The organism is Roseivivax sp. CAU 1753 (genome assembly GCF_054482575.1).
This window is the reverse complement of the sequence record NZ_JBTLRF010000011.1, coordinates 23,404-49,193: the sequence shown is the minus strand read 5'-3', so window position 1 is coordinate 49,193 and position 25,790 is coordinate 23,404. Positions and strand designations below refer to the sequence as shown.

The following is a 25,790-nucleotide window of genomic DNA, read 5'->3' as shown; positions in this document are numbered from 1 at the left end:
GAACAGGTCATGAACACGCACGGCTTTTCCTTTTGCGACGCGGCGCTGGTCGCGCTGCCCTCGGGTGCGCTTTTCTGGCCTGACGAGGCGGCTCTGGTGGTGTCCGACCTGCATCTGGGCAAGGCCGCGCGCCCGGTGACCGGCGGTGGCGCGATGCTGCCGCCCTATGACACGGTCGAAACCCTGTCGCGTCTCGATGCCGATCTGCAGGCCACCGGCGCGCGGGTGGTGATCTGCCTTGGCGACAGCTTCGATTCGGTCGCGGCGGGCGATGCGCTGAGCGACGATGACGCGCTCTGGATCACGCGGTTGCAGGCCGGGCGACGCTGGGTCTGGATCGAGGGAAACCATGATCCGGGGCCGGTGGGCATCGGCGGCACCCATGCGCGCGCGCTGCAGCTCGGCGGGCTGACCTTTCGCCATATCGCCCAGCCGGATGCGGTGGCCGAGGTGTCGGGGCACTACCATCCCAAGGCGCGGCTGGCCCTGCGCGGCAGGTCGATCACGCGGGCCTGTTTCCTGGTCGACGCGCGGCGGATGATCCTGCCTGCCTATGGTGCCTATACCGGCGGGCTCTGGTCGTCGCATGACGCGCTTGTGCGGCTGATGGCGCGGGATGCGCTGGCGATCCTGACCGGGCCGCGACCGCTGGCCATTCCGATGCCGCGCTAGGGCTTGCCACCGCCCCCGGGCCGTGGCTTGATCGCCCGATGATGGAAGACCGTATACGCGACAGTTTCGCCCGGCAGAGCATGATGGCGACGCTTGGGGCCAGCCTGTCGGAGATCCGCAAGGGCGCGGTCGCGGTCACCGCCCCCATCGGCCCCGGGACGATGCAGCAGCAGGGCTTCGGCCATGCCGGGCTGACCTTTTCGCTGGGCGATACGGCGGCGGGGTATTCCGCGCTGAGCCTGCTGGACGCGGACCGCGAGGTCGTCACTTCGGAAATCGGCATCCACCTTCTGGCACCGGCGCGCGGTGACCGGCTTGTCGCGCGGGGGCGGGTGATCAAGCCGGGGCGACGCCTGATCGTGGTCAGTTCTGAGGTGTTCGCGGTGACCGGCACGACCGAAACGCTGGTGGCCATCCTGCACGGCACGATGGTTCCGGTCGCCGCGGGCTGAGCGCCCCGGCACCGGGAGCGACTGAACGGGGCGCGGCTGGACGGGGGACGGGGCGCGACAGGACGGGACTAGCGCTGCAATGCCAGCGTCAACGCGCGCAGCCGCGCGCAGAGGTCGCGGCTGTTGGCGGACATGGCGGCGATCGCCTCGGGTGTCAGGGGCGCACCGATAACCGGCGCTTGCGGCTTGCGGCAGGCGGCGACCACTTCGTGGATCAGCAGACCCTGCCGCAGGGTCGGCGAGATGCGGCTGGCGATCTGGTAGACGCGCGAGTTCTGCCCCGGAAAGCGGATCGGCACCACCGTGGCCCCCGAGCGCTGGATCATCCGCGCGGTAAACGGGTTCCAGTCCCGCTCGACCGCGGGGCCCAGGGCGCTGTCGGCAGAGGCCACCACGCCGGACGGAAAGATCGCGACCAGCCCGCCCCGGGCCAGATGGTCCATCGCCGCCGCGCGCATCGCCAGACCTTGCTGCCGTGCATCGGGTTCGTGCGGGAAAGGCACCGGGATCATGAAGTCCGCAACCTCGTCGACGCCGGTCAGCAGCGACCGGGTCAGGATGCGGTAGTCCGGACGCACGCGCCCGATGATTTCGGCGAGGACCATACCGTCGACCAGGCCGTGCGGGTGATTGGCAACGACGATCACCGGGCCGGTCTTCGGGATCAGCGCGATTTCGGACGCGGGCGTGTCGATGCGGATGCCCATGACATCCAGCGCGCGCGCCCAGAAGGCCTGCCCCTCGACCAGTCCCTGCCGCTCGAACCGGCGCACCATGCGCAACAGCGCAAGCTTTCCGGTCATCCACTCCATCGCCCGGATGGTGGCGGCCTTCCACGGATTGGTGAAGGTGTTGGCATAGCTGAGCTTGCGCTTGTCATAGGGGGCCTGCACCGGCGTCACCCGGTCCGGCGCGTCGGTTGCGCCGGGCGGCGCGACCATGGGCGGTGGCGGCGCTTGCCCCTCGGGGCGCATGTCAGCGACCCTCGCCGAACCGGTCTGCCACCAACGCCGCAATGGCATCGGCCAGCGGTTCGGCCTCGATGCCGCGGGTTTCGACCTCGATGGAGGACCCTTTCGCCGCGGCAAGCATCAGCAGGCCCATGATGCTGTCGCCCGAGGCCGACATGCCGTCGCGGCTGACCTCGGCATCGGCATCGAAGCGTTCGACCACCTCGACGAACTTGGCCGAGGCCCGCGCGTGCAGGCCCTTTTCGTTCACGATCTGCAATTCGCGGCGAATGGGGGTGGTCATGGGGCTGCCTCTCCGTCCGGCGCTCAGGCCGATTTCAACGGGGCGACGCTGCCCGGCTCGATATTCTGGCTGTCGATGTACTTGCGCCCCGCCTCGAGCGCGATGCGGACGGCATCCTGGACCGCGAGGTGGCGCGACTTGGCGAGCTTGATCAGCATCGGCAGGTTGGCGCCATAGAGAATGCGGCGGTTGTCGGGCTGACAGGCGCGCAACGACAGGTTCGAGGGCGAGCCTCCGAACATGTCGGTCACCAGCACGACACCCTGCCCGTCGTCGACGCTGTCGGCGGCGCGGCAAATCTCGGCCTGTTTCGCAACCCGATCATGGTCGGGCTCAATGGCAATGGCGCGAATGTCGGACTGCTCTCCGACCACATGCTCGATCGCCGCGAGGTATTCCCGCGCCAATCCGCCATGCGCCACAATGACGATACCGATCACACCCGACTTCCGTCCTTTCCGTCACCCACGCGCCCGTCGGACACGGCCACCAATCCCCGCCGTTCCAACTCGCGATGTCTAATTGACACTTGCCAGCCGATCTTCGCAAGGGCGTGCGCCACTCTTTCTGTCACGGCGACCGAGCGGTGTTGCCCGCCGGTACACCCGATGCCGACGGTCAGGTGGGTCTTGCCCTCTTCGCGCTGTGCCGGAAGCAGAAAGGCGAGCATGTCGGTGACCTGCGCGAGGAAGGGTTCGAAGCGACCATCCTCGGCGATGTAGGCGTGCACCTCGCGGGACAGGCCCGTTTCCGCCCGAAGGTCCGGATCCCAATGCGGGTTCTTCAGAAAGCGGCAGTCAAAGACCATGTCGGCCCCCGCCGGCAAGCCCCGCTTGTACGAAAACGACACCAGACTGACGACCAGTTGCGCGTCATCCGGCGCGGTAAACCACTGTGCCAGCTTGGCGCGAAGGTCGTGCGGCGTCAGTTCGGAGGTATCGATCAGGTAATCCGAGACGTCGCGCAACGGCGCCAGCAATGCCAGTTCGCGCCGTACACCGTCGCTGGGTTCGCCATCCGGGCTGAGCGGGTGGCGCCGCCGCGTTTCGGAGAAGCGGCGAATCAGCCGATCCGCGGCGCAGTCGACATAGAGCAGGCTGAGCGCGATATCGACGCGGTCGCGCAACGCGGCAACCAGATCGAGCAGGGTTCCGACGTTGAAGTCCCGGTTCCTGACATCGATGCCGAGCGCCATGCCGCCGGGACGCGGCGCGCCTTCGAGCAAACGCGGCACAAGCGACATCGGGATGTTGTCGATCGACTCGTATCCGAAATCCTCAAGCGCATTGATCGTCGTTGTCCGCCCGGCCCCGGACGGGCCGGTGATCAGGATGACGGTTTGCTGGTTGTCGCTCATCGGTGTGCCTATGCGTGTCGCCCACCGGACATATATAGACCGATGGCGGCGGCGAAAGTGGGATGATCGCAATTGTGAAGGCAGGGCACATCATGGCCCAGCAGCGTGCGGATGCGGCGGGGCGGCAGGCGTTCGGATTCCCGCCGGTCGAGATCGACCACCAGAGCAAGCGGTACGGCATCGACCGTTGCCGCATTGAGCAGTCCGATGCCGCGTGCCTCGATCAGGCCCCGGATCGGGTCCGGGGCGTGGGCGGTGATGACCCCCGCCGTCGCGCGCAGGATCACGCGGTCGTCGGAAATGAGCGTCGCGCCGAGCCCGATCAGGCCGATGGCCAGGGTCGACTTGCCGCTGCCCGACGCACCGAGAATCAGGCAGGCGCGCCCGGCGATGGCCACCGCCGAGGCGTGTCGGGTAACCTCGTCCGGCGCGGTGGGCGGCGGCGACCCGGTCACGCGATCAGATCGGCAGGCCCACGACGAAGCGCGCGCCCAGCGGTTCAGAGCTGATATCGGCCTCGGTCGGGCGAATGTTCTCGGCCCAGATCACACCGCCATGCGCCTCGACGATCTGCTTGGAAATGGCAAGGCCAAGGCCGGAGTTGTTGCCGAAGTCCCCCTCGGGGCGCTGCGAATAGAAGCGTTTGAAGATCTTTGACAGCGCCTGATCGGGGATGCCGGGGCCGGTATCCTCGACCACGACGAGCACACGGTTGTCGCGTTTGCGCGCCCAGACGCGAATCGCATCGCCATCTTCGCAGAACGACACCGCGTTGGTGATGAGGTTGACGAAGACCTGCGCCAGACGCGCCTCGAGCCCCTGGATGGTGATCGGGCGGGACGGCAGGTCGGTGATGAACTCGATGCCCCGTTTCTGCGCATCCTCGCCCAGGTATTGCGTCAGGTTGTCGAGCATTTCCAAGAGGTTGAATTCCTGCTCTTCTTCCTTGACCAGTTCGGAATCGAGGCGCGAGGCGTTGGAGATATCGGAGACCAGACGGTCCAGTCGGCGCACGTCGTGTTCGATGACATCCAGCAGCTTGCCGCGATGCTCTTCCTTCTTGACGATGCGCAGCGATCCGATGGCAGAGCGCAGGGACGCGAGCGGGTTCTTGATTTCATGCGCGACGTCGGCGGCGAACTGTTCGTTCGAATCGATCCGGTCGTAGAGCGCGCCGACCATGCCGCGCAAGGCACCGGACAGCCGCCCGATTTCGTCCGGGCGCGCGGTCAGGTCGGGAATGCGGATGCGCCCGGGCTGGCTGGAACGCTTGTTGCGGTCGCGCCCGATCTCGGCGGCATCGGCCAGGTCCGAGATCGGATTGGCGATGGTCGAGGCCAGCACCAGGCTGAGCCCGATGGACACCAGCGTCGCGATCATGAACATCTGCAGCACGCGCTCGCGCTCGAGCCGGACGGCAATGTCGATCTCGGAGGCGACGGCCACGAGGCCCAGGGTGCCGAGGGTCGTGTCCGCCCGCCGAATCGGCGTCAGCGCCGTGAACAGCGTCTCGCCGGTATGGGCGGAGGACTGCACCACATGGGTCTGGCCCACGTCCAGATCCTCGATCAGGCGCCGCAGCCGATCCTCTTCGCTGAGCGGCGGATCGCCGGACAGCATGGTGAACACACCCGACAGCATCTGCCAGGCCCGACCGAGGAAGTCCGAGATCACGGTCGGCTGTTCGTCGCCCTGCCCGGTCGCGAAACTGTTGGTCAGCGCCATCGCGCCGGTGGCGTCGCCGACCAGGAAATTCTGACTGTCGAAGACCAGAACCCGTGTGCCTTCGCGCAGATCGAGGCCCGCGAGCGTCCCGGCCACGTCGATGCCATCGCTGGTACCGAGGTTGACGGGCGCGGTCTGCGACATCTGCGCCTCGAAGACGTCGGCCACAAGCTCGACCTCGGCCTCCATCGCCGAGGCGCGCTGGATCGCCAGCGTGTCGCGCGAGGAATTCAGATAGAGGATGCCCGCGACCAGCACATTCAGCGCGATCAGGTTGAAGGTGATGATCTTGCGCGTCAGCGGCGAGCGGTTGAGCGAGAACATGCCGCGCCGCGCCCGGCTTTCGCGCAGTTCTTTCTCGACCGTTGAATCGGGCGCGACCCAGTCGTCGCCCAGCACGACATCGTCGTCGTGCCGGGTGTCACGCTTGTCGTCATCCGTCATCGAGATCCGTTCGGCCATGGCCATGGGACATCACTCTTCGTTGTAACGATATCCGATGCCATACAGCGTCTCGATGGCCGAGAAGTCGTCGTCGACCGACCGCATCTTCTTGCGCAACCGCTTGATATGGCTGTCGATGGTGCGGTCGTCCACATAGACCTGATCGTCATAGGCCACATCCATCAACTGATCGCGCGATTTCACGAAGCCGGGCCGTTGCGCCAGCGCCTGCAACAGCAAGAATTCGGTCACGGTCAGCGACACGTCGCGCCCTTTCCACGTCACCGAGTGGCGCAGCGGATCCATGGTGAGAGAGCCGCGCGACATCAGCTTGGTCTCTTCGGTATCACCGACGGAATTGTTGGCCACGGCCTCCTGGCGGCGCAGCAGCGCGCGGATCCGTTCGACCAGAAGGCGCTGGGAAAACGGCTTCTTGACGTAGTCGTCGGCACCCATGCGCAGGCCCAGAACCTCGTCGATCTCGTCATCCTTCGAGGTCAGGAAAATCACCGGCATCTTGGATTTCTGGCGCACGCGCTGCAGCAGGTCCATGCCATCCATGCGCGGCATCTTGATGTCGAACACGGCCATGTCGGGCAGCTTCTTGTTGAAAGCATCCAGCGCGGCCTGCCCGTCGTTATACGTCTCGACCTCGAAACCCTCCGCCTCGAGCGTCATCGACACCGAGGTCAGAATATTCCTGTCATCGTCCACAAGGGCGATCTTGTTCATAGGAGGAGTCCTCATACTGCTCACGTTATATTTTTTCCTCACTATGCGTGTTTTTGGGCTTTACGACAATTCCAATCTGCGAATCACTTTCGGCGCCGCCTCCATTTCAACTTATTTTTCGTAACCAGCGTCTTAATCGCCACGGTCCCACGGCAACCATCCGCCCATCGCGCAAGATGATTGCGCTAACCTCCGAATGATTGCGCTAACGGACACTTTGGCCACTGGTCCGACGCAAAAATCACATGCTATGCGGGGGGTGCCCGGGACATTTATCGCGGGACCGGACGGCGCATCTGAGCCGCCGTCAGGACCTTTTTGCACCAAACCGCGTATGCGCGGAGGAGCCAGAGACATGACATTCGGACGGGTAAACCCGCAATTCCGCCTCGAGGATCAAGGGATCGAGGGGCTGGGAAATGTCTATTACAACCAGATCGAGCCCGCCCTGATCGACGCGGCGCTGCATCGCGACGAGGGCACGCTGGGCAAGGGCGGCGCGTTCCTTGTCACCACCGGCACGTTCACCGGGCGGTCGCCCAAGGACAAGCACGTCGTCAAGACACCCGCGGTGGCAGACAGCATCTGGTGGGAAAACAACGCCGAGATGTCGCCCGAGGGCTTCGACGCACTGTATGACGACATGCGCGCGCACATGAAGGGCGGCGACTACTTCGTGCAGGACCTGTTCGGCGGGGCCGACCCGTCGCACCAGCTCAACGTTCGCGTGGTCACCGAACTGGCCTGGCACGGCCTGTTCATCCGCCACATGCTGCGCCGTCCCGACCGCGACAGCCTAAACGATTTCACCGCCGATTTCACGATCATCAACTGCCCCAGCTTCAAGGCCGATCCGGCGCGTCACGACTGCCGTTCGGACACCGTCATCGCGCTGAATTTCGATCGCAAGCTGATCCTGATCGCCAACACCGAATACGCGGGCGAAAACAAGAAATCCGTGTTCACGCTGCTCAATTACCTGTTGCCCGAAAAGGGCGTGATGCCGATGCACTGCTCGGCCAACCACGCCAAGGGCAACCCTGTCGACACGGCGATCTTCTTTGGCCTGTCGGGCACCGGCAAGACCACGCTGTCGGCCGATCCCGACCGCGTCCTGATCGGCGATGACGAACACGGCTGGTCCGAGCGCGGCACCTTCAATTTTGAAGGCGGCTGCTATGCCAAGACGATCAACCTGTCGGCCGAGGCCGAGCCCGAGATCTACGCCACGACCGAGAAGTTCGGCACCGTGATCGAGAACATGATCTTCGATCCCGAAACGCTCGACCTGGATTTCGACGATGACAGCCTGACGGCGAACATGCGCTGCGCCTACCCGCTGGAATACATCTCGAACGCGTCGAAGTCGGCCCTTGGCGGGCACCCGAAAAACATCGTCATGCTGACCTGCGACGCCTTCGGCGTGCTGCCGCCCATCGCGCGGCTGACCCCGGCGCAGGCGATGTACCACTTCCTGTCGGGCTTTACCGCCAAGGTCGCGGGCACCGAGCGTGGCGTGACCGAACCGCAGCCCACCTTCTCGACCTGTTTCGGCGCGCCGTTCATGCCGCGCCGACCCGAGGTCTACGGCAATCTCTTGCGCGAAAAGATCGCCAAGCACGGTGCCACCTGCTGGCTGGTGAATACCGGCTGGACCGGCGGCGCCTACGGGCAGGGATCGCGGATGCCGATCCGGGCGACCCGGTCGCTGCTGTCGGCGGCGCTCGAGGGCGGCCTGTCGAAGGTGGAATACCGCAAGGACCCGCATTTCGGGTTCGAGGTCCCGGTGCGGGTCGAGGGTGTGGCGGAACTTCTGTTGAACCCGCGGCGTACCTGGGACGACAAGGCCGCCTACGATGCCCAGGCCGCCAAGCTGGTGCAGATGTTCGCCGACAACTTCGAGCAATACCTGCCGTTCATCGACGACGACGTGAAGGCGGTTGCGATCGGCTAGGCACCGCCCGGGCGACCGGCCCGAGCAGGACCCTGACCAAGCCCCGGACGCCCCGCGCGACCGGGGCTTTCTCGCGACCGGGGCCGTCCTGCGAAAGAGGCTGGCCTGCGCGGGCGACGCCACCGTCGGCACGGGCCGGTCCCGCCGTTACCGCGCCGCACCGGATGCGGGGCCTCGCCGGACCCGGTCGGGCACCAGACATCCGATCGACGCGTCAGCCGATCCCCGCGCGCATTAACCCTTGGTTGACCACAGCGTTGACATGCACCCCTGTCAGAGCGCCAATGCGGGTATGCGGTATGCCCTTGTCCTGATGCTCTGCCCGGTCTTCGCCCAGGCGCAGGCGCTTTACGATCCCAGCAAGCTCGCGCTTGAACAGGGGGTGTTCTGCGACGTCGACGCGGTGGGCGAAATCGACGCCCCCGGCACCGCCGCGGGCAAGATCGAGCTTTTCGAGACCATTCCCGACTTCCTGTGGCAGACCAATGTCGTCCCGGCGGTGCCGAATGTCAGTTTCGGCATCAAGACCGATGCGCTCGACGGATCGGTCTATGACGATGTCATCCTGACCCTGACCCACCCGCCGTTCCTGGACAGCGGCATCGCGGAACAGGCCTATGTGACCGAACTTGGCGGCCGCGGCACGTCGCTCAATGCCTATACCTTCGATCTGCCCGAGGAACGGGTGCCCGGCGAATGGGTATTCCGGGCGATCCGCGCGGGCGAGGTGCTCTATGAGGCGCGCTTCACCGTGGTGCCGCGCCACATGGCCCCCGATATCGCGGCGACCTGCGAAGGCATTCCGCTGTCCTGATCCGGCTCAGGCGAAAAAGGCGCGGCGCAGCAGGTTCAGACCGGCGATCAGCAGCACCCAGAGCGTCGCCCGGCGAAACGCCCGCTGATCGATCCGGTCCTGCACGAATCCCCCCAGCCACATGCCCGCGATGGCCGGCGGGATCATCGCGACCGACAGCCAGACGGTCGCACTGTTCAGCACGCCCGAACCCGCATGCGCCATGGTCAACGCCAGGGCGCCAAAGCCGTAGATCACGCCCTGCACCCTGATCTGGTCGCGTTTCTCGGTTTTCAGCGCCAGCAGGTAGGCCACCGTGGGCGGCCCCCAGACCCCGGACAGCCCGCCGATGAACCCTGCGAACACCGCCATGCCCACCTCAAGCCCGCGCGACGGACCGGCGGGCACCGCGCCGCTCCAGCCCGCGATCTGGGCCAGTGCAAAGGCCACGATGGGCAGGCCGATCATGGCCAGCATGACATCCACCGACAGCACCGCCACCAGTTGCGCCGAAAGAAACAGCACCACCGCGCCGACAATCAGAAAGACCCGGAACCTGCGCGTCGATTCCCAGGCCGCCGCCGGTCCCTGCCGCAGCGCCTGCATGCCGTTCGACACCAGCGTCGGCAGAATAAGCGCCGCCAGGGCCAGATCGGGCGTCACCACCGACCCCAGGCCGGAGATCATGATCATTGGCATGGCAAAGCCCACCACGCCCTTGACGAAGCCCGCCATCAGCGTGATCGCCATCGCGGCGGCCCATTGCGCGGGCGTCAAAAGGTCTCCCAGCATCTCCATCGGGCTTGTGATACCAAAGTCACGGGGCGCGACCAGCACAAACGGTCGCGCAAGATACGAACCGGTATGCGACTTTTTGCGTATCTTAATTGCGCTGCACCTGCGAAGGCGCTATGTGCGACCGCAAGCGAGAAAAGGATTTACGCATGCCCCATGATGGACAGGATCTGACGTTAACCGACAGCCCGCTGCTGCCCGACCTGCTGCAACACACCAAGGCCGCCGTGCCCGCCGTGGATGCCGTTCTGAGCGTCGCGAAAAAGGCCGTCACCGAGCTGGTGGTGGAAGACGGGCGCGTCTCTGGCGCGAAGATGGACCAGCACCAGACGGCGGCGCATGGCTTTGCCTGGCTTGCCACCTATGTCGAGGCGCTGCGCGAAATGCAGCGTTGGGCCGAGGCGCTCGAGGCCGAGGGCACCTTCGGCGAGGTCGAACAGCTGATCCACCAGATCGCCTTCGGGGAATACCTGCACCAGATCGCGGGCGGCATTCCGATGAACCAGGGCGAGGTGTTCCGCCTGGCCGAGCTTGGCCTTGGCTGGAACGCGCTGTCGTCGTTCCAGTCCGCCGAGGTGCAGGCGCTGATGGCCCGCGGCAATAGCGCCGCGGCGCGCACGCGGCTCGTCGACGTGATGCGCGAACGCGCGGCCGAGATCACCGTCGGGCGCACCGGGCTCGACGAAGAGCTGGAAATGATCCGCGAGCAGTTCCGCCGCTACGCCACCGACAAGATCATCCCCTACGCGCACGAATGGCACCTCAGGGACGAGCTGATCCCGATGCAGGTCATCGAGGAGCTGTCGGAAATGGGTGTCTTCGGACTGACCATCCCCGAGGAGTTCGGCGGCCTCGGCCTGTCGAAGGCGTCCATGTGCGTGGTATCGGAAGAGCTGTCGCGCGGCTATATCGGCGTCGGCTCGCTCGGCACCCGGTCCGAGATCGCCGCCGAACTGGTGATCGCGGGCGGCACGGACGCGCAGAAGCAGAAGTGGCTGCCGGGGCTGGCGAGCGGTGAGATCCTGCCCACCGCCGTCTTCACCGAACCCAATACCGGCTCGGACCTCGGCAGCCTGCGCACCAAGGCCGCGAAGGATGACAACGGCGACTGGATCCTGAATGGCAACAAGACCTGGATCACCCATGCCGCGCGCACCCATGTGATGACGGTGCTGGCGCGGTCGGTGCCCGGCACCGACGACTACAAGGGCCTGTCGATGTTTCTGGCCGAGAAGACCCCCGGCACCGACGAGGAACCATGGCAGGACCCGGGCATCTCGGGCGGCGAGATCGAGGTGCTGGGTTATCGCGGCATGAAGGAATACACGGTCAATTTCGACGACTTCAAGGTCAAGGGCGAGAACCTTCTGGGCGGCGAGGAAGGCCGCGGCTTCAAGCAACTCATGGAGACTTTCGAGAGCGCCCGCATCCAGACCGCCGCGCGCGCCATCGGCGTGGCGCAGAACGCGCTGGATTACGGGATGAAATACGCCGAGGACCGCAAGCAGTTCGGTCGCGCGCTGATCGAATTTCCACGCGTGTCGTCGAAGCTGGCGATGATGGCGGTCGAAATCATGGTGGCGCGTCAGCTGACCTATTTCTCGGCGCGTGAAAAGGATCAGGGCCGGCGCTGCGACATCGAGGCGGGCATGGCCAAGCTTCTGGGCGCACGGGTGGCCTGGGCGGCGGCGGACAACGCGCTGCAGATCCATGGCGGCAACGGCTTTGCGCTGGAATACCCCATCAGCCGCGTTCTGTGCGACGCGCGCATCCTCAACATCTTCGAGGGCGCGGGCGAGATCCAGGCGCAGGTCATCGCGCGACGCCTTCTGGGGTGACCCGTCAGCCCACCTGACGGCAACGCGCCCCGTCCGGCATTGGCCCGGGCGGGGCTTTTTCGTGCCCAGGACCCGGCGCGGTGGCGCGTCGCCCGACCCCGGCCGCGCGATCCGCTCCGGGGCCTTTCCATTCGCCGCGGCTTTCGGCAGGTTTGGCGGGCAATCAACCAAGGGGGCGCGCATGTTTCTCGGCATCGATATCGGCACATCCGGCGTCAAGGTCTGCCTGATCGACGCGGAGGCAAACGCGGTCGGCGACGCCACCGCCGCGCTGTCCATCGCACACCCTCGGCCCGGCTGGTCCGAACAGACGCCCGAGGACTGGTGGTCCGCCGTGGTGCAGGCGGTGCGCGCGGTGATCGCGGCGCATCCGGACGCGGCGGGCCGGGTCGCGGGGATCGGCTTGTCGGGCCAGATGCACGGGGCCGTTCTGCTGGATCGTGACCGCGCGGTGATCCGCCCGGCGATCCTGTGGAACGATGGCCGCTCCGAGGCGCAATGCGCGCAGCTTGCGGCCGACGCGCCGGAACTGGCTGCGATCGCCGGGGTGCGGCCGATGGCAGGCTTCACCGCGCCCAAGCTGATGTGGCTGGCCGCGCATGAACCCGAGGCGCATGCCCGCATCGCCCATGTGCTGCTGCCGAAGGACTGGATCGGCTTCCGGCTTCACGGCCAATTGGTCAGCGACCCGTCCGACGCGGCGGGCACCTTCTGGTTCGATCAGGCCAGGGGGGCGTGGTCCGATACCCTGACCGCCGCCACCGACACGCGCATCGACTGGCTGCCCGAGGTGCGCGCGGGCAACGCCGTCGCCGGTGCCCTGACCGCCGAGGCCGCATCGTCGCTGGGTCTGCGCGCCGGTCTGCCCGTCGCGGCGGGGGCAGGCGATGCGGCGGCGGGTGCGGTGGCGGTCGGGGCCACGCGCGAGGGTCAGGGCTTCATCTCGCTGGGCACGTCGGGCCAGGTCTTCGTGCCGACCGCGACCTATCGCGCGGCCCCGGAGCAGGGCGTGCATTCCTTTGCCCACACCGTGCCGGGCCTGTGGTTCCAGATGGCCGCCATCTTGAACGGAGCGCGCCCGATGCGCTGGTTCGCCGATGTGGCGCAGGCCGATATCGCGACACTTCTGACCGAGGCCGAGGCGGTCTCGCTCGACCGGTTGCCGCTGTTCCTGCCCTACCTCTCCGGAGAGCGGACGCCGCATGGCGACACCGAAATTCGCGGCGGCTTCTACGGGCTCGACGATGGCACCGGGCGCGCCGGGATGATGCGCGCGGTGCTCGATGCCATCGCCATGAGCCTCGCGGATGCGACCGGGGCCATCGCCAGCGCGACGGCGCTTCCGGGCGCGATGCTGACGCTGGGCGGCGGGGCACGGAGCGACCTGTTGCTGCAGACCATTGCCGATGCGACCGGTTTGACGCTGGAACGCGGCGAGAAGGCCGAGATCGGGCCCGCCTTCGGGGCGGCGATCCTCGCGGCCTCGGCGTGCGGCGCGGGCGAGATCGATACGCTGGTCCGACGCCCGGCGGTCACCGCCCGCTTTGCCCCATCCGACGCCGGGGCGGCCCGGCTTGTCCCGCGCCTGGCGGCATACCGGGCGCTCTACCGGGCGCTGAAGCCGATCAGCCGGATGGTCTACTGAGCGATCCGGGGCGGTCGGGCCAGCGCTTGCGCGCGCGGCGACGACCGTCTCGGGACCGTTGAAACCACACCGGAGAACAGGCATGCTGTCGGCTGTCTTGAATATTGCGGGGGTCGTTTGAAAAACGTCATTGCACTGGCCATGATCGGCTTCAGCCTGCTCGGCTGCGAAACAACAACCGGGGGCGGCACGCCGCAGGGCGCGTCTTCGGCGTGGCTGTCCGTGGTCGGCAGGGAGCTTGTGAACGACACGCAGTCGATCCTGCTGAATGCGGACGGCACGGTCGTCGGTACCGGGATTTCCGGCACCTGGGAAGAGCAGCGCGGCCTGTTCTGCCGCACGCTGACCCAGCCGGAAAGCCTTGCGGGCACGGAATGCCAGGTCGTCACCCTGGTGGGCGACCAGATCACCTTCGACGATCAGAAAGGCCGTGTCACGACCTGGACCGTTCTCTAGCGGGGGCGCGACCGGCGGCTGACCTGCCCGGTGCCCTTCGCCGCGGGCGAAGCGTTGGCGCCCCCGCCCGTCCGGTCCGGCAGCACCACCGACGAGGCCCCGCATCAGGTGCGGGATCCGGCGCGCCACAGGCCCCGCACCTGATGCGGGGCCTTGCCGGTCGCACGCGGGACACAGCGTGCGAAAAACATCGCTGGCGAAAATATGAATAGGGCATACGGCGCGCAGGAGTGGAAGCCGCCCACGCGGCGCGCTAGTATGTCGTCAGCGAACCAGAACAAGACGGTCCCCGGCAGGAGTTCGAGCAGTGTATCCAAGGCGAGCAAAACGCCCGTTGATTGCGGGCGCTCTGTGTTCCGCGCTTTTGTGGCACCCGGCCTGGGCGCTGAGCGATCTGGACATCGCGGTCGATGCGCCCTCCGACGCGATCGAGCGCGACCTTGTCGCCGCCATCGAATCCGCGTCGAGCCTTGGCGTGCAAGAGGATGAGGCCGCACCGCAAGAGGTCGCCGCCGCCGCGCTGTCGGACTATTCGGGCATCGTCCAGATCCTCTATGACCGGGGGTTTTTCGGTGGTGTCGTGTCGATCACGCTGGACGGCAGGGAAGCCGCCGACCTTGAGCTTCTGTCCCTGCCCGAGCGTTTTTCGCGCGCGGTGATCCGGGTCGAAACCGGACCCTTGTTCACCTTCCGCGAGGCCGCGATCACGCCGGTTCACAAGGACACCGACCTGCCCGAAGGCTTTGCCCCGGGCCAGCCCGCCGAAACCGCCGTGATCCGCACCGCGATCTCGGACACCATCGAAGGCTGGCGTCAGGAAGGCTACGCCAAGGTCGCCACCAGCAGCGAAGAGGCCATCGCCTTTCACGACGTGGCCGAGTTGTCGGTGCGGATCGGCATCGATCAGGGCCCGCGCGTGCGCTTCGGCGACATGATCATCACCTCCGAAAGCGCTGTGCGCCAATCCGCGCTGCGCCGGATCGCGGGCTTTCCCAAGGGCGAGCGCTATGATCCCGACGACGTCCAGACCGTGTCGGGACGCCTGCGCGCCACCGGGGCCTTTTCGGCAGTGACCCTGACCCAGGCCGAAACGGTGGAACCGGACGGCACCATGGACATGTTCCTAGAGGTCAGCGACCGCAAACCCCGCCGCATCGGCTTTGGCGCGGAGTATTCGACCCTCGAAGGGATCGGGCTGACCGCGTTCTGGCTGCATCGCAACATCTTCGGCGGTGCCGAGCGGCTGCGCTTCGACGCGTCGGTCTCGAACATCGGAACCGCCGACGGCGGCATGGACTACAGTGTTTCCAGCCGCCTCGAGATCCCGGCGATCTATGGCGCCGACACCGACGGCTACGTCACCGCATCCTTGTCGCACGAGGACGAGCCGACCTATATCTCGGACCGCATCGAGATCGGCATCGGGGCGACGCGTCGGCTGTCGGACCGCTACACCGGCGAAATCGGTCTGGGGCTGAGCTATTCCGAAACCGAAGACGACCTTGGCAAGCGCGAGTTCCTGCTGCTGTCCCTGCCCACGACACTGACCTATGACGTGCGCTCGGACGAATTGAACCCGCGCCAGGGCTATTACGCGACCGCGACCGCCACGCCCTTCACCGACCTTCTGGGGTCGGAGAGCGGCTTCAAGTTCGACCTCGATGCCCGCGCCTATCTGGGCTTTGGCAAGGGCGACCCGAACGTCGCCGCCCTGCGCATCCAGCTTGGCTCGGTCGTGGGGCCGGACATCGACAAGGTGCCGCCGGATTTCCTTTATACCTCTGGCGGCGGGGGCACGGTGCGGGGTCAGCCCTACCAGTCTCTCGCGGTCGATCTGGGCGGCGGCGACGAGATCGGCGGGCGCAGCTTTGCCGGACTCTCGGCTGAATACCGGCGCGACCTGACCAGTGCCCTTGGCCTCGTCGCCTTCTACGATGCGGGCTATATCGGCGCGGAAAGCTTCTATGACGGGTCGGGCGAATGGCACGCGGGCGCCGGGCTCGGGGCGCGGTACCAGACCGGGATCGGCCCGATCCGCTTTGACATCGCGGGTCCCGTCAGTGGCGATACAGGCGACGGCCTGCAATTCTACATCGGAATCGGACAAGCCTTTTGAGACACCTTCCCAAAGCCATCCTTGCCGCCTTTCTGTGCCTTGCAGGCCCGGTTCATGCCCAGCAGGAAACCGAGCGCGGGCGCCTCGAGGCGCTGATCGAGGACAACCTGTCGGGCGAAGGGTTTCAGGTCGATATCGTCGGTTTCGAGGGGGCGCTGAGTTCCAAGGCGACCATGGACGAGCTGACCATCGCCGATGCCGACGGCGTGTGGCTGACCCTGCGCGGCGTGGTGCTGGACTGGAATCGCGCGGCGTTGCTGCGCGGGCGCGTGTCGGTCGAAGAGCTTGTCGCCGAGGAAATCCTGATCCCGCGCCTGCCCGGTGGCGCTGCCGCCGAACAGACCGAGTTGCCCGATGCCGAGGCCAAGCCGTTTTCGCTGCCCGAATTGCCGGTCTCTGTCCAGATCGGCCGCATCGCCGCGGAACGGGTCGAACTGGGCGCGCCCCTGCTGGGCGAGGCCGCGGTGGTGTCTCTGGAAGGCTCGGCCAGCCTCGAGGGCGGCGAAGGCAACGTGTCCCTCGCGGTCGAACGACTTGACCGGGGCGGCACGCTCAGCCTGACCGGGTCGTTCCTGAACGAAACCGGCATCCTGTCCATCGACCTGGCGCTGGACGAGCCCGAGGGCGGCATCGCCGCGAAACTGATCGGCCTGCCGGGCGAACCTGCCGTCGCGGTGTTGGTCAAGGGCGAAGGTCCGCTGTCGGATTTCGCCGCCGACATCGTGCTGGCCACCGACAACGCCGAGCGGATCACCGGGACCGTGGCGGTCAAGGCGCTGGAAGGCGACGCCTCGGGTACCGGCTTTGCCGCCGAGATCGCGGGCGATATCCGCCCCCTTCTGACACCCGAGAACCGCGCCTTCTTCGGCGACAACCTGAGCCTGACCGTCGCCGGGCAAAGCCTTGCCAGCGGGGCGCTGACCATCGACACATTGACGCTTGCGTCGGACGGGATCCAGCTTGACGGCAACCTCGCACTCGGACCCGACAAGTGGCCCGAACGCATCCTGCTGACAGGACGCGTCAGCGGGCCGCAGGGTCAGCCGATCCAGCTGCCGATCCCGGGTGCGGTGACCCGCGTCGATGGTGCTGAGCTGAACGTGCGCTTCGATGCGTCCGAGGGCGATGGCTGGCAGGCCGAGGTGATGGTCCAAGGCTTCGACCAGCCGACCCTGGCCGCCGGGCAGATGCGCCTTGTGGGCGATGGCACGCTCAGGCGGGGCGACGGCAACGCCATCGGACGCGTCGAGGGCGCGTTCGAGATCGCCGCCGAGGGGCTGGCCTTTGCCGACCCGGCTCTGGCCGAGGCCGTGGGCGACCGGCTGAATGGCGCGCTGGAGTTTTCCTATCAGGAAAACGAGGTGCTGCGCCTGACCGGGATCGACCTCAGAGGGGCGGGCGCAACGCTCAGCGGCGCGCTTGAGATCGGCGGCATCACCAACGACCTGAACCTCGCGATCGACGGCGACGTGCAGCTTGAGACCGACGATATCGCGCGCTTTTCCGGGCTTGCGGGGCGGGAATTGTCCGGTGGTGTCGCGGCTGCGGTGTCGGGCCGGGTCGAGCCGCTGTCGGGCGCGTTTGATGCCGCGATCACCGGCACGGTGCGCGACCTTGTCACCGGCATCGCCGAGGCCGACCGCCTGCTGGACGGCGCGACGGAACTGGGCCTGAGCGCGCGCCGTGACGGCGCCGGTATCCTGTTGCGGTCGCTGACCGTCGATGCGCCCGAGGCATCACTGGAAGCGTCCGGTCGCCTTGGCGGCGCAACCGGCAACGCCGATATCGCGCTGACGGTGGGCGACATCGCCGAAATCCTGCCAGAGCTTTCCGGCGCGCTCGCCTTTACCGGCACGGTGCGCAACGAAGGCGACGACTGGACGGTGCTTGGCGATGTGACCGGTCCGGGCCGTACCAAGGCCATCGTCGATGCGGCGCTGCAACTGGTCAAGGGCCAGATCCAGGCGGTGGGCGGCAAGATCAACGCCGATGTCGGCGACCTGTCGGCCTATTCGGAAATCGCGGGCCGGCCGCTTGGCGGCAGCATCACCGTCGAGGCCGAGGGCAGCGCCGATCTGAAACTGGCTACCGCCTCGATCGCGGCAACGGGCGCGGTGCGCGACCCGGTCACCGGCATCGCCGAAGCGGACAGGCTTCTGGCCGGACGCACGGCATTTACCATCGACGGGGCAAAGACCGTCGACGGCTTTATCCTGCGCACGCTTGACGTGGTGGGCGAGCGGCTGTCCGTGGATGCCGAAGGGGCCTATCTGGCCGATGACAGTCAGGCCCGGTTCGACATCCGCCTGAACGATCTGGCCGATGTGGTGCCCGCGATGTCGGGCAATGCCAGCGTCACCGGCACCGCCAGCCAGACCGGCGAGGATTGGGACATCGCGCTGAGCGCGTCGGGCCCGGGCGGGCTTCTGGCCGATATCGACGCCACGGCGGTGTTGCAGGAGTTTGTGCCGAAATCGGTCGCGGGCAAGATCGACGTCACTATCGATGCGCTGAAACCCTATGCCACGCTGGCGGGGCGTCCGCTGGGTGGCGGCGTCACGCTCGAGGCGGAAGGCGACGTCGATCTCGAGGCCCTTACCGGCACCGTCACGGCAACGGGCGCGGTGCGCGACCCGATCACCGGCATCGCCGAGGCGGACCGGCTGCTGGCGGGGCGCACGAGCTTTTCCTTTGACGGGACCCGGTCCACGGACGGCGTGATCCTGCGGTCGCTCGACGTGGTGGGCGAGCGTCTTTCAGTGGATGCGGCGGGCACCTATCTGGCCGATGACAGCCAGGCGCAATTCGACATCCGCCTGAACGATCTGGCCGATGTGGTGCCGTCGATGTCGGGCAATGCCAGCGTCACCGGCACCGCCAGCCAGACCGGCGAGGACTGGGCCATCGCGCTTAACGCGTCGGGTCCGGGCGGGCTTCTGGCCGATGTGGATGCGACTGCGGTGGTGCGCGAGTTCGTACCGCAATCGCTGGCGGGCAATGTCGATCTCAGCATCAACACCCTGCGGCCCTATGCGGGGCTGGTGGGCCGACCGCTGGCAGGATCGGTCAACGCGTCCGCCAACGGGTCCTATGACCTGACCACCGGTGCAGCGGATGTGACCCTCGACGCCGAGGCGGCTTCGATCGCGACCGGCATCACAGCGGTGGACCAGCTGCTGCGCGGCGGCGTGACCGACCTTTCCCTGCGTGGCGGGCTGACCGAGGGCGGTTTGATCCGCATCGATGCGCTGGACTTGGACGCGCCGCAAATCGATGCGCGCGCAAGCGGCGTCTACAGCACCGATGGCAGCCAGATCATCTATGCCGTGCGGCTGGCGGATATCGGCCTGTTTGTGCCCGACTTCAACGGTCCGGCCACCGCCGAGGGCAACGCCACCAGTTCCGGCGGCGACTGGCAGATCAACACCGACCTGACCGCGCCGGGGGGCACCCGCGCCACCGTCCGGGGCAGCGTCGCGGCGGATGCGTCCACCGCCAACCTCGACATCAACGGCTCGGCCCCGCTGGGGCTGGCGAACCCGTTCCTCGAACCGAACCTGATCGGCGGCATCGCGACCTTCGATCTTGCCGTCAACGGCCCGCCCGGACTGGCGGCGCTGTCGGGGCGGATCACCACGCAGGGCGCGCAGTTGACGATTCCGTCCCAGAACCTCGCGCTGGACGGCATCGCGGCCGAGATCAGCCTTAATGGCGCGCAGGCGCAGATCGAACTGACCGGCGACGTCGTCACCGGCGGCGACATCCGGGTCAGCGGGCCCGTCGGGCTGTCGGCACCGTTCAACGGCGACCTCACGATCCGGCTCGACGACGTGATCGTCGCCGACCCGGGTCTGTACCAGACCGATGTCGACGGCACGTTGCGACTGGTCGGGCCGCTGGCCTCGTCGGCGCTGCTGTCGGGCCGGATCGAGCTGGACCAGACCGAGATTCGCGTGCCTTCGGGTGGCGGCATCACCACGCTGGGCTTTCCGGTCACCCATGTGGGTGCCAGCAGCGCCGTGCGCCAGACCCTGCTGCGCGCGGGTCTCGAAACGACGCCGGAGCCCGAGCGCGCGACGGGTGGCGGCCTGAACTACGGCCTCGACCTGACCATCAGCGCGCCGTCGCGGATCTTTATCCGGGGGCGGGGACTTGATGCGGAAGTGGGCGGCGAACTGGTGATCGGCGGCACTATCCAGAACATCGTGCCACGCGGCAGGTTCGAACTGGTGCGCGGGCGGCTCGACATACTGGGCCAGCGGATTGAACTGGACGAGGCGACCGTATCGCTACAGGGCGATTTCAACCCGCGCATCCGCGTGGTGGCCGAAACCGCAGCGGGCGATACCCTGATCCAGGTGATCATCGAAGGCCCGGTATCGGAACCCGAGGTCACGTTCTCCTCCACGCCCGAGCGTCCGCAGGAAGAGGTGCTGTCGCTGCTGCTGTTCGGGCGCGACCTGTCCGAGATATCGGCGCTGCAGGCGCTGCGGATCGCCAGCGCGATCAATACCCTGTCGGGCCGTGGCGGGCCCGGCATCTCGGAGACGCTGCGGGCCAATACCGGGCTCGACAATCTGGATCTGCAGACCGGCGAAGATGGCGGCGCGGCGGTCAGCGTCGGCAAGTATATCGGCGAGAACGCCTATACCGACGTGACGGTGAACAGCACCGGCGAGACCGAGATCAACCTGAACCTCAACCTGTCGAAAAGCATCACGGCGCGCGGCACGGTGACCTCGACCGGCAACACCGGCGTCGGGATCTACTACGAAAAGGACTACTGAGAACCGCCACGGCGGGGGCCGACCTCAGGCCCGGGCGCGTTACTTGCGACGCGCCTCGGCGGCGGGCCGCACGATTTCGCCGGTGGCCAGCACGGGCGACGCGTCGTATTCGCCCTGATCGAGCATGGCCGCGACCCGTTCGAGCACCGCGACGATCATCGACTGTTCCCAGTCCGGCAACGCCTCGAACTGGCCGACATAGCTTTGCTGCAGCGCGTTGGGTGCGCTGCGCAGGCGCGCCTCGCCCTCGGGGGTAATGGTGAGGTCGATCTGGCGACGGTCTTCCGCCGATTGATGCCGTTCAAGCAGCCCGAAGGCCTTCAGTTTCTTGATCAGCACCGAAATGGTCGCCTGACTGACGCCCATCCGCGTCGCGATTTCCGAAGGGTGGCAGTTGCCGGTCTCTGCGACGATCTGCAGAACCCGCAGCTGCACCGCCGTCAGGCCCGCGTCCCGCGCCAGCGTGCGCCCGTAGAATTCGGTTGCCTGCAGGATGCGCCGCAGCGCCACGAGGCTCGTATCAGTCCTGTCCATCCGCTTGTCCGGCTCTGTACCGAATGCGCGCGAGGCAGCATTTTGCCTGACATCCAGGGTGTCGCCGGTAAACGCGTCTCGACTGCAATCTTTATCCAACATGATAGTTAGTTAGGCTTAGTACTTTGTTCCACAAGTGGCCAGCGCGAATTTCGTGCGTTTAATTTTGCAAAAGCGATATTGCTGCAATGCGGCACGTTGGGCACGGGCTGAAAACAGAATTTACCCCAGTATGTTGGCATGTTTTATGCCCATCGGCGCCGATTTGCCCGCCGCGCATTAATATTACTTAGCCCCTTGAAGCACCGTCGTGCGATATTATACTTAGTAAAGCAAATAAAACCCGACGAGGAAGGCCTGACCCGTGCAAACCCTGCAAGACAACGCCCCTGCTGATACCGTGATATTCCGCAAGCCCGTGCGCGAAGACGGTGCTGCGATCTGGGAGTTGATCCGCAGCTGCAAGCCGCTCGATGAAAACTCCATGTATGCCAACCTGCTGCAGGCGGACCACTTCCGCGACACCTGCATCGTGGCAGAGATCGACGGCGATATCGTCGGCTGGATCTCGGCCTATATCACGCCGCAGGATCCCGACTCGATGTTTGTCTGGCAGGTCGCGGTGTCGCAGGACGCGCGCGGCATCGGCCTTGGCACCCGGATGCTGTCTGCCTTGATGGCGCGGGACGAAGCCGCCGATTGCAAGCGCATGAAAACCACGATCACGCTGTCGAACGAAGCCTCCTGGGCCCTGTTCCAGAGCTTTGCCGACAAGAACAACGCCATCCTCACCTCCGAGGCGCATTTCACGCGCGACACCCATTTCAATGGTGAGCACGCGACCGAACACATGGTCACGATCACCTTCCGAGAGGCGATCATCCAGAGCGCGGCCTGACCGACCCGGTCCCGCGCCACGCCTCTCGTCACCCCAGAACAGCCCCATCAGGAAAGGACGTCACATGTCGACGACCGTCTCAAAAGATATTTTCGAACGCCGCGAATCCGAAGCCCGGTCTTATTGCCGCAGCTTCGATACCGTCTTCGCCAAGGCCACCGGGTCCGAGATGACCGATACCGAAGGCCGGACCTATATCGACTTTCTCGCCGGGTGTTCGTCGCTGAACTACGGCCACAACGACCCGGACATGAAGGCCGCGCTGGTCGAGCACATCACCAATGACGGCATCGCGCATGGTCTCGACATGTTCACGGTCGAGAAGGCGCGCTTTCTCGCGGCCTTCGAGGACTACATCCTCGCCCCGCGCGGCATGGAGGACTACAAGGTCATGATGACCGGCCCCACCGGCACCAACGCGGTCGAGGCGGCGATGAAGCTGGCGCGCAAGGTCACCGGACGGCGCAACATCATCACCTTCACCAACGGCTTTCACGGCATGACCATGGGCGCGTTGTCGCTGACCGGCAACGCGTCCAAGCGTGCGGGCGCGGGCAACAGCTGCGGCGGTCTGTGCGGCGTGACGCACATGCCCTATGACGGCGCGTTCGGCGACGATGTCGACACGCTGCGCCAGATCGAGATGGTGCTGGAAAACACATCCTCGGGCATCGACGCCCCCGCCGCCTTCATCTTCGAGCCGATCCAGGGCGAAGGTGGACTCAACGCGGCCTCCGTCGAATGGATGCAGGGCATCGCGAAGCTGGCCGAAAAGCACGGCGCACTGCTGATCATCGACGACATCCAGTCCGGCTGCGGCCGCTCCGGCACCTATTTCTCGATCGAGCAGGCGGGCATCAAGCCCGACATGATCACCCAGGCGAAGTCGCTGTCGGGCTTCGGCCTGCCCTTTGCCGCGCTGTTGATCAAGAAGCAGCACGACATCTGGAAACCGGCCGAGCATAACGGCACCTTCCGGGGCAATACCCATGCCTTCGTGACCGCCCGCGTGACGCTTGAGAAGTTCTGGAAGGACGACACGTTCCAGGCCCAGATCCAGGAAAAGTCGGTGCAACTGACCACCGGCCTTCAGGCAGTGGCGGACGTGATCCCGGGCGCAAGGCTCAAGGGACGCGGCATGATGCAGGGCGTCGATGTCGGGTCCGGTCAACTGGCGTCGGACATTTGCGCGCGCTGCTTCGAAAAGGGTCTCATCATCGAGACATCCGGCGCACGCGACGAGGTCGTCAAGGTTCTTGTGGCGCTGACCGTTCCGACCGCGACGCTGCACAAGGGTCTCGACATCCTGCTCGAGGCGGCCCGCGAGGCGTCCGAAACAACCAAGATTGCTGCGGAGTAACCGATATGATCGTACGTGACGAAAACGCGCTGAAGAACACCGACCGTGCCGTCTCGGATGCGGACTGGACCTCGGTCCGGATGCTGCTGGCCGACGACAAGATGGGGTTCTCGTTCCACATCACCTACCTCAAGGCCGGGTCCGAGCACACGTTCCACTACAAGAACCACTTCGAGAGCGTCTACTGCATCTCGGGCAAGGGCTCGATCACCGATCTGGCCACCGGTGAGACGCACGAGATCCGTCCCGGCGTGATGTATGCGCTCGACCAGCACGACAAGCACACGGTGCGTGCCGAGCAGGAGCTTGTGATGGCCTGCTGTTTCAATCCGCCGGTCACCGGTCACGAAGTGCACCGCGAGGACGGATCCTACGCCGCACCGAACGAAGTGGCCTGAAACACCGCCGAGGATATCATGGATACCGAGTTCAAGAACCACACGGTCGAGAAGATCGGCGGCACGTCGATGTCGCGCCTGGACGAGTTGCTGATGCCGCTTTTTCAGGTCGACGCACCGGTGTATCGCCGGATGTTCGTCGTCTCCGCCTTTGGCGGCATCACCGACGCGCTTCTCGAACACAAGAAGTCCGGCGAACCGGGTGTGTACGCCCATTTCGCCGAGAATACCGAAGAGCATGGCTGGATGGGCGCGCTGGCGCAGGTCGACAAGGCGATGCGCGCGGCGCATGACGCGCTGTTCGACAATGCCGCCGACCGCAGCGATGCCAACGATTTTGTCCGCGACAGGATCGATGGCGCGCGCAACTGTCTGATCGACCTGCACCGGCTGTGTTCCTACGGGCATTTCCGCCTGTCGCAGCACATGTCGGTCATGCGCGAATTGCTGTCCGGTCTGGGCGAGGCGCATTCCGCCTTCGTGACCACGCTTCTGCTGCGTCGCCACGGCGTCAACGCGCGCTTCGTGGACCTGTCGGGCTGGCGCGACGAGCGTGAGATGACGCTGGACGCGCGCATTCTCGACGGTCTGAAGAACGTCGATATCGACACCGAGATGCCGATCGTCACGGGCTACGCGCAATGCGCCGAGGGCCTGATGAACAAGTATGACCGGGGCTATTCCGAAGTCACCTTCAGCCAGATTGCGGCGCTGACCAAGGCGCGCGAAGCGATCATCCACAAGGAATTCCACCTGAGTTCTGCCGACCCCAAGCTGGTCGGACCCGGGAACGTGCGCAAGCTGGGGCATACCAATTACGACGTGGCCGATCAGCTGTCGAACATGGGCATGGAGGCGATCCACCCGACCGCCGCCAAGGCCCTGCGTCAGGCGGAAGTGCCGCTGCGTGTGACCAATGCCTTCGAGCCGCACGACCCCGGCACGCTGATCGACGATGCCGAAGCCGAGGAAGGCGTGGCCGAGATCGTCTGCGGCCTCGATGTCTTTGCGCTTGAGCTGTTCGAGCAGGACATGGTCGGTGTCAAAGGCTACGATGCGGCAATTCTCGACATCCTGACGCGGTTCGACCTGCGCATCGTGTCGAAGACCTCCAACGCCAATACGATCTCGCATTACGTGGACGCCCCGCTCCGCGCCATGCGCAGCATCGAGACGGGCCTCTCGAAGAGCTATCCGAACTCGGAGATCAATGTCCGTTCGGCCGCCATCGTATCGGTCATCGGGCGCAATCTTCGCGGTCTGCACGTGCTCGAGAGGGGCCTCGCCGCCCTGCGCGAGGCGGAGATCGACGTGATCTCGGCGCATCAGACGACGCGGACGGTCGATGCGCAGTTCCTTGTCGATCGCGACAATCGCGACCAGTGCATCAAGGTGCTGCATGATACGTTCATGGGAAAGGACGTCGTGCGGCACCAGCTCGTCGCTTGATCCAATGCCCATGATTGCACTCAAGGCCTCGCCACCTCGGCGGGGCCTTTTTCGTGGCGGTGAAGGATCCGACGACCCCGAAACGGCGCCATGCCGTGCCGTGGCGGTGCCGCGCCGCCTGCCGTTATCGT

At 66.0% G+C, this 25,790-nt stretch carries 22 protein-coding genes; 13 read left to right on the top strand and 9 right to left on the bottom strand.

Annotated features, from left to right (window positions below; genetic code table 11):
- Positions 1-9: 9 nt before the first annotated feature.
- Positions 10-672 carry a ligase-associated DNA damage response endonuclease PdeM gene (gene pdeM / locus ACXYMN_RS17550; protein WP_459015081.1) on the top strand — a complete coding sequence of 221 codons (663 nt, stop codon included), beginning with the start codon at positions 10-12 and terminating at the stop codon, positions 670-672.
- Between the two features lie 41 nt (positions 673-713).
- Positions 714-1,124 carry a PaaI family thioesterase gene (locus ACXYMN_RS17545; RefSeq protein ID WP_459015079.1) on the top strand — a complete coding sequence of 137 codons (411 nt, stop codon included), beginning with the start codon at positions 714-716 and terminating at the stop codon, positions 1,122-1,124.
- A 68-nt stretch (positions 1,125-1,192) separates the two neighbouring features.
- On the opposite strand, the gene ACXYMN_RS17540 is transcribed toward ACXYMN_RS17545, so the two are convergent.
- Genes ACXYMN_RS17540 through ACXYMN_RS17510 form a run of 7 tightly spaced genes read right to left on the bottom strand, consistent with a single transcriptional unit; the run spans position 1,193 to position 6,636 of the window.
- Positions 1,193-2,065, bottom strand: a complete 873-nt coding sequence (locus ACXYMN_RS17540) for a lysophospholipid acyltransferase family protein (protein ID WP_459015140.1) — start codon at positions 2,063-2,065, stop codon at positions 1,193-1,195.
- A gap of 34 nt (positions 2,066-2,099) precedes the next feature.
- On the bottom strand, positions 2,100-2,378 hold the full coding sequence (locus tag ACXYMN_RS17535; protein WP_459015078.1) for an HPr family phosphocarrier protein: 279 nt from the start codon (positions 2,376-2,378) through the stop codon (positions 2,100-2,102).
- A 23-nt stretch (positions 2,379-2,401) separates the two neighbouring features.
- Positions 2,402-2,818 (bottom strand): PTS sugar transporter subunit IIA, encoded by a 417-nt coding sequence (locus ACXYMN_RS17530; protein ID WP_459015076.1) that lies wholly within the window; start codon positions 2,816-2,818, stop codon positions 2,402-2,404.
- Positions 2,815-3,735, bottom strand: a complete 921-nt coding sequence (gene rapZ, locus ACXYMN_RS17525) for an RNase adapter RapZ (RefSeq protein WP_459015074.1) — start codon at positions 3,733-3,735, stop codon at positions 2,815-2,817. The genes ACXYMN_RS17530 and rapZ overlap by 4 nt, the downstream gene beginning before the upstream one ends.
- Positions 3,736-3,743: 8 nt before the next feature.
- Positions 3,744-4,190: an HPr kinase/phosphorylase gene (locus tag ACXYMN_RS17520; RefSeq protein WP_459015072.1), complete on the bottom strand. Its 447-nt coding sequence runs from the start codon at positions 4,188-4,190 to the stop codon at positions 3,744-3,746.
- Between the two features lie 4 nt (positions 4,191-4,194).
- A complete protein-coding gene (locus ACXYMN_RS17515) occupies positions 4,195-5,928 on the bottom strand; it encodes a sensor N-terminal transmembrane domain-containing protein (RefSeq protein ID WP_459015070.1) in 1,734 nt (577 codons plus the stop codon).
- A 6-nt stretch (positions 5,929-5,934) separates the two neighbouring features.
- A complete protein-coding gene (locus ACXYMN_RS17510) occupies positions 5,935-6,636 on the bottom strand; it encodes a response regulator transcription factor (RefSeq protein WP_459015068.1) in 702 nt (233 codons plus the stop codon).
- A 355-nt stretch (positions 6,637-6,991) separates the two neighbouring features.
- On the opposite strand from ACXYMN_RS17510, the gene ACXYMN_RS17505 reads away from it, so the two are divergent.
- Positions 6,992-8,590: a phosphoenolpyruvate carboxykinase gene (locus ACXYMN_RS17505; protein ID WP_459015066.1), complete on the top strand. Its 1,599-nt coding sequence runs from the start codon at positions 6,992-6,994 to the stop codon at positions 8,588-8,590.
- Positions 8,591-8,882: 292 nt separating this feature from the next.
- Positions 8,883-9,404, top strand: a complete 522-nt coding sequence (locus ACXYMN_RS17500; RefSeq protein ID WP_459015065.1) for a DUF3859 domain-containing protein — start codon at positions 8,883-8,885, stop codon at positions 9,402-9,404.
- A 6-nt stretch (positions 9,405-9,410) separates the two neighbouring features.
- Here the strand turns inward: ACXYMN_RS17500 and ACXYMN_RS17495 are convergent, their stop codons facing one another.
- Positions 9,411-10,181, bottom strand: coding sequence for a sulfite exporter TauE/SafE family protein (locus ACXYMN_RS17495; protein WP_459015063.1), 771 nt, complete (start codon positions 10,179-10,181; stop codon positions 9,411-9,413).
- A gap of 146 nt (positions 10,182-10,327) precedes the next feature.
- On the opposite strand from ACXYMN_RS17495, the gene ACXYMN_RS17490 reads away from it, so the two are divergent.
- The 5 genes from ACXYMN_RS17490 (at position 10,328) to ACXYMN_RS17470 (ending at position 21,020) form a co-directional block, all read left to right on the top strand.
- Positions 10,328-12,016, top strand: a complete 1,689-nt coding sequence (locus tag ACXYMN_RS17490) for an acyl-CoA dehydrogenase family protein (protein WP_459015062.1) — start codon at positions 10,328-10,330, stop codon at positions 12,014-12,016.
- 181 nt (positions 12,017-12,197) lie between these two features.
- The gene (gene xylB, locus ACXYMN_RS17485) at positions 12,198-13,661 is read left to right on the top strand and encodes a xylulokinase (RefSeq protein WP_459015060.1); all 1,464 of its coding nucleotides are present in this window, start codon (positions 12,198-12,200) and stop codon (positions 13,659-13,661) included.
- A gap of 117 nt (positions 13,662-13,778) precedes the next feature.
- Positions 13,779-14,117, top strand: a complete 339-nt coding sequence (locus tag ACXYMN_RS17480; protein ID WP_459015058.1) for a hypothetical protein — start codon at positions 13,779-13,781, stop codon at positions 14,115-14,117.
- A gap of 334 nt (positions 14,118-14,451) precedes the next feature.
- A complete protein-coding gene (locus ACXYMN_RS17475) occupies positions 14,452-16,233 on the top strand; it encodes an autotransporter assembly complex protein TamA (protein WP_459015056.1) in 1,782 nt (593 codons plus the stop codon).
- A complete protein-coding gene (locus ACXYMN_RS17470; protein ID WP_459015054.1) occupies positions 16,230-21,020 on the top strand; it encodes a translocation/assembly module TamB domain-containing protein in 4,791 nt (1,596 codons plus the stop codon). Before ACXYMN_RS17475 ends, ACXYMN_RS17470 begins: the two co-directional genes overlap by 4 nt.
- 39 nt (positions 21,021-21,059) lie before the next feature.
- On the opposite strand, the gene ACXYMN_RS17465 is transcribed toward ACXYMN_RS17470, so the two are convergent.
- Positions 21,060-21,554: a MarR family winged helix-turn-helix transcriptional regulator gene (locus tag ACXYMN_RS17465; protein ID WP_459015052.1), complete on the bottom strand. Its 495-nt coding sequence runs from the start codon at positions 21,552-21,554 to the stop codon at positions 21,060-21,062.
- Between the two features lie 364 nt (positions 21,555-21,918).
- Here ACXYMN_RS17465 and ectA point away from each other — a divergent pair, with 364 nt between their 5' ends.
- The 4 genes from ectA (at position 21,919) to ACXYMN_RS17445 (ending at position 25,659) form a co-directional block, all read left to right on the top strand.
- A complete protein-coding gene (ectA, locus tag ACXYMN_RS17460; RefSeq protein WP_459015050.1) occupies positions 21,919-22,452 on the top strand; it encodes a diaminobutyrate acetyltransferase in 534 nt (177 codons plus the stop codon).
- 64 nt (positions 22,453-22,516) lie between these two features.
- Positions 22,517-23,812: a diaminobutyrate--2-oxoglutarate transaminase gene (gene ectB, locus ACXYMN_RS17455; protein WP_459015048.1), complete on the top strand. Its 1,296-nt coding sequence runs from the start codon at positions 22,517-22,519 to the stop codon at positions 23,810-23,812.
- A 5-nt stretch (positions 23,813-23,817) separates the two neighbouring features.
- Positions 23,818-24,210, top strand: coding sequence for an ectoine synthase (locus tag ACXYMN_RS17450; protein ID WP_459015046.1), 393 nt, complete (start codon positions 23,818-23,820; stop codon positions 24,208-24,210).
- An 18-nt stretch (positions 24,211-24,228) separates the two neighbouring features.
- The gene (locus ACXYMN_RS17445; protein WP_459015044.1) at positions 24,229-25,659 is read left to right on the top strand and encodes an aspartate kinase; all 1,431 of its coding nucleotides are present in this window, start codon (positions 24,229-24,231) and stop codon (positions 25,657-25,659) included.
- The last annotated feature ends 131 nt before the right edge of the window (positions 25,660-25,790 follow it).

Excerpts from the sequence above, each read along its gene's own strand:
- pdeM (WP_459015081.1), top strand. The coding sequence starts at position 10 with ATGAACACGCACGGCTTTTCCTTTTGCGACGCGGCGCTGGTCGCGCTG.
- ACXYMN_RS17545 (WP_459015079.1), top strand. The coding sequence starts at position 714 with ATGGAAGACCGTATACGCGACAGTTTCGCCCGGCAGAGCATGATGGCG.
- ACXYMN_RS17540 (WP_459015140.1), bottom strand. The coding sequence starts at position 2,065 with ATGGTCGCGCCGCCCGGCGCAACCGACGCGCCGGACCGGGTGACGCCG.
- ACXYMN_RS17535 (WP_459015078.1), bottom strand. The coding sequence starts at position 2,378 with ATGACCACCCCCATTCGCCGCGAATTGCAGATCGTGAACGAAAAGGGC.
- rapZ (WP_459015074.1), bottom strand. The coding sequence starts at position 3,735 with ATGAGCGACAACCAGCAAACCGTCATCCTGATCACCGGCCCGTCCGGG.
- ACXYMN_RS17515 (WP_459015070.1), bottom strand. The coding sequence starts at position 5,928 with ATGGCCATGGCCGAACGGATCTCGATGACGGATGACGACAAGCGTGAC.
- ACXYMN_RS17510 (WP_459015068.1), bottom strand. The coding sequence starts at position 6,636 with ATGAACAAGATCGCCCTTGTGGACGATGACAGGAATATTCTGACCTCG.
- ACXYMN_RS17505 (WP_459015066.1), top strand. The coding sequence starts at position 6,992 with ATGACATTCGGACGGGTAAACCCGCAATTCCGCCTCGAGGATCAAGGG.
- ACXYMN_RS17500 (WP_459015065.1), top strand. The coding sequence starts at position 8,883 with ATGCGGTATGCCCTTGTCCTGATGCTCTGCCCGGTCTTCGCCCAGGCG.
- ACXYMN_RS17495 (WP_459015063.1), bottom strand. The coding sequence starts at position 10,181 with ATGGAGATGCTGGGAGACCTTTTGACGCCCGCGCAATGGGCCGCCGCG.
- ACXYMN_RS17490 (WP_459015062.1), top strand. The coding sequence starts at position 10,328 with ATGCCCCATGATGGACAGGATCTGACGTTAACCGACAGCCCGCTGCTG.
- xylB (WP_459015060.1), top strand. The coding sequence starts at position 12,198 with ATGTTTCTCGGCATCGATATCGGCACATCCGGCGTCAAGGTCTGCCTG.
- ACXYMN_RS17465 (WP_459015052.1), bottom strand. The coding sequence starts at position 21,554 with ATGGACAGGACTGATACGAGCCTCGTGGCGCTGCGGCGCATCCTGCAG.
- ectB (WP_459015048.1), top strand. The coding sequence starts at position 22,517 with ATGTCGACGACCGTCTCAAAAGATATTTTCGAACGCCGCGAATCCGAA.
- ACXYMN_RS17450 (WP_459015046.1), top strand. The coding sequence starts at position 23,818 with ATGATCGTACGTGACGAAAACGCGCTGAAGAACACCGACCGTGCCGTC.
- ACXYMN_RS17445 (WP_459015044.1), top strand. The coding sequence starts at position 24,229 with ATGGATACCGAGTTCAAGAACCACACGGTCGAGAAGATCGGCGGCACG.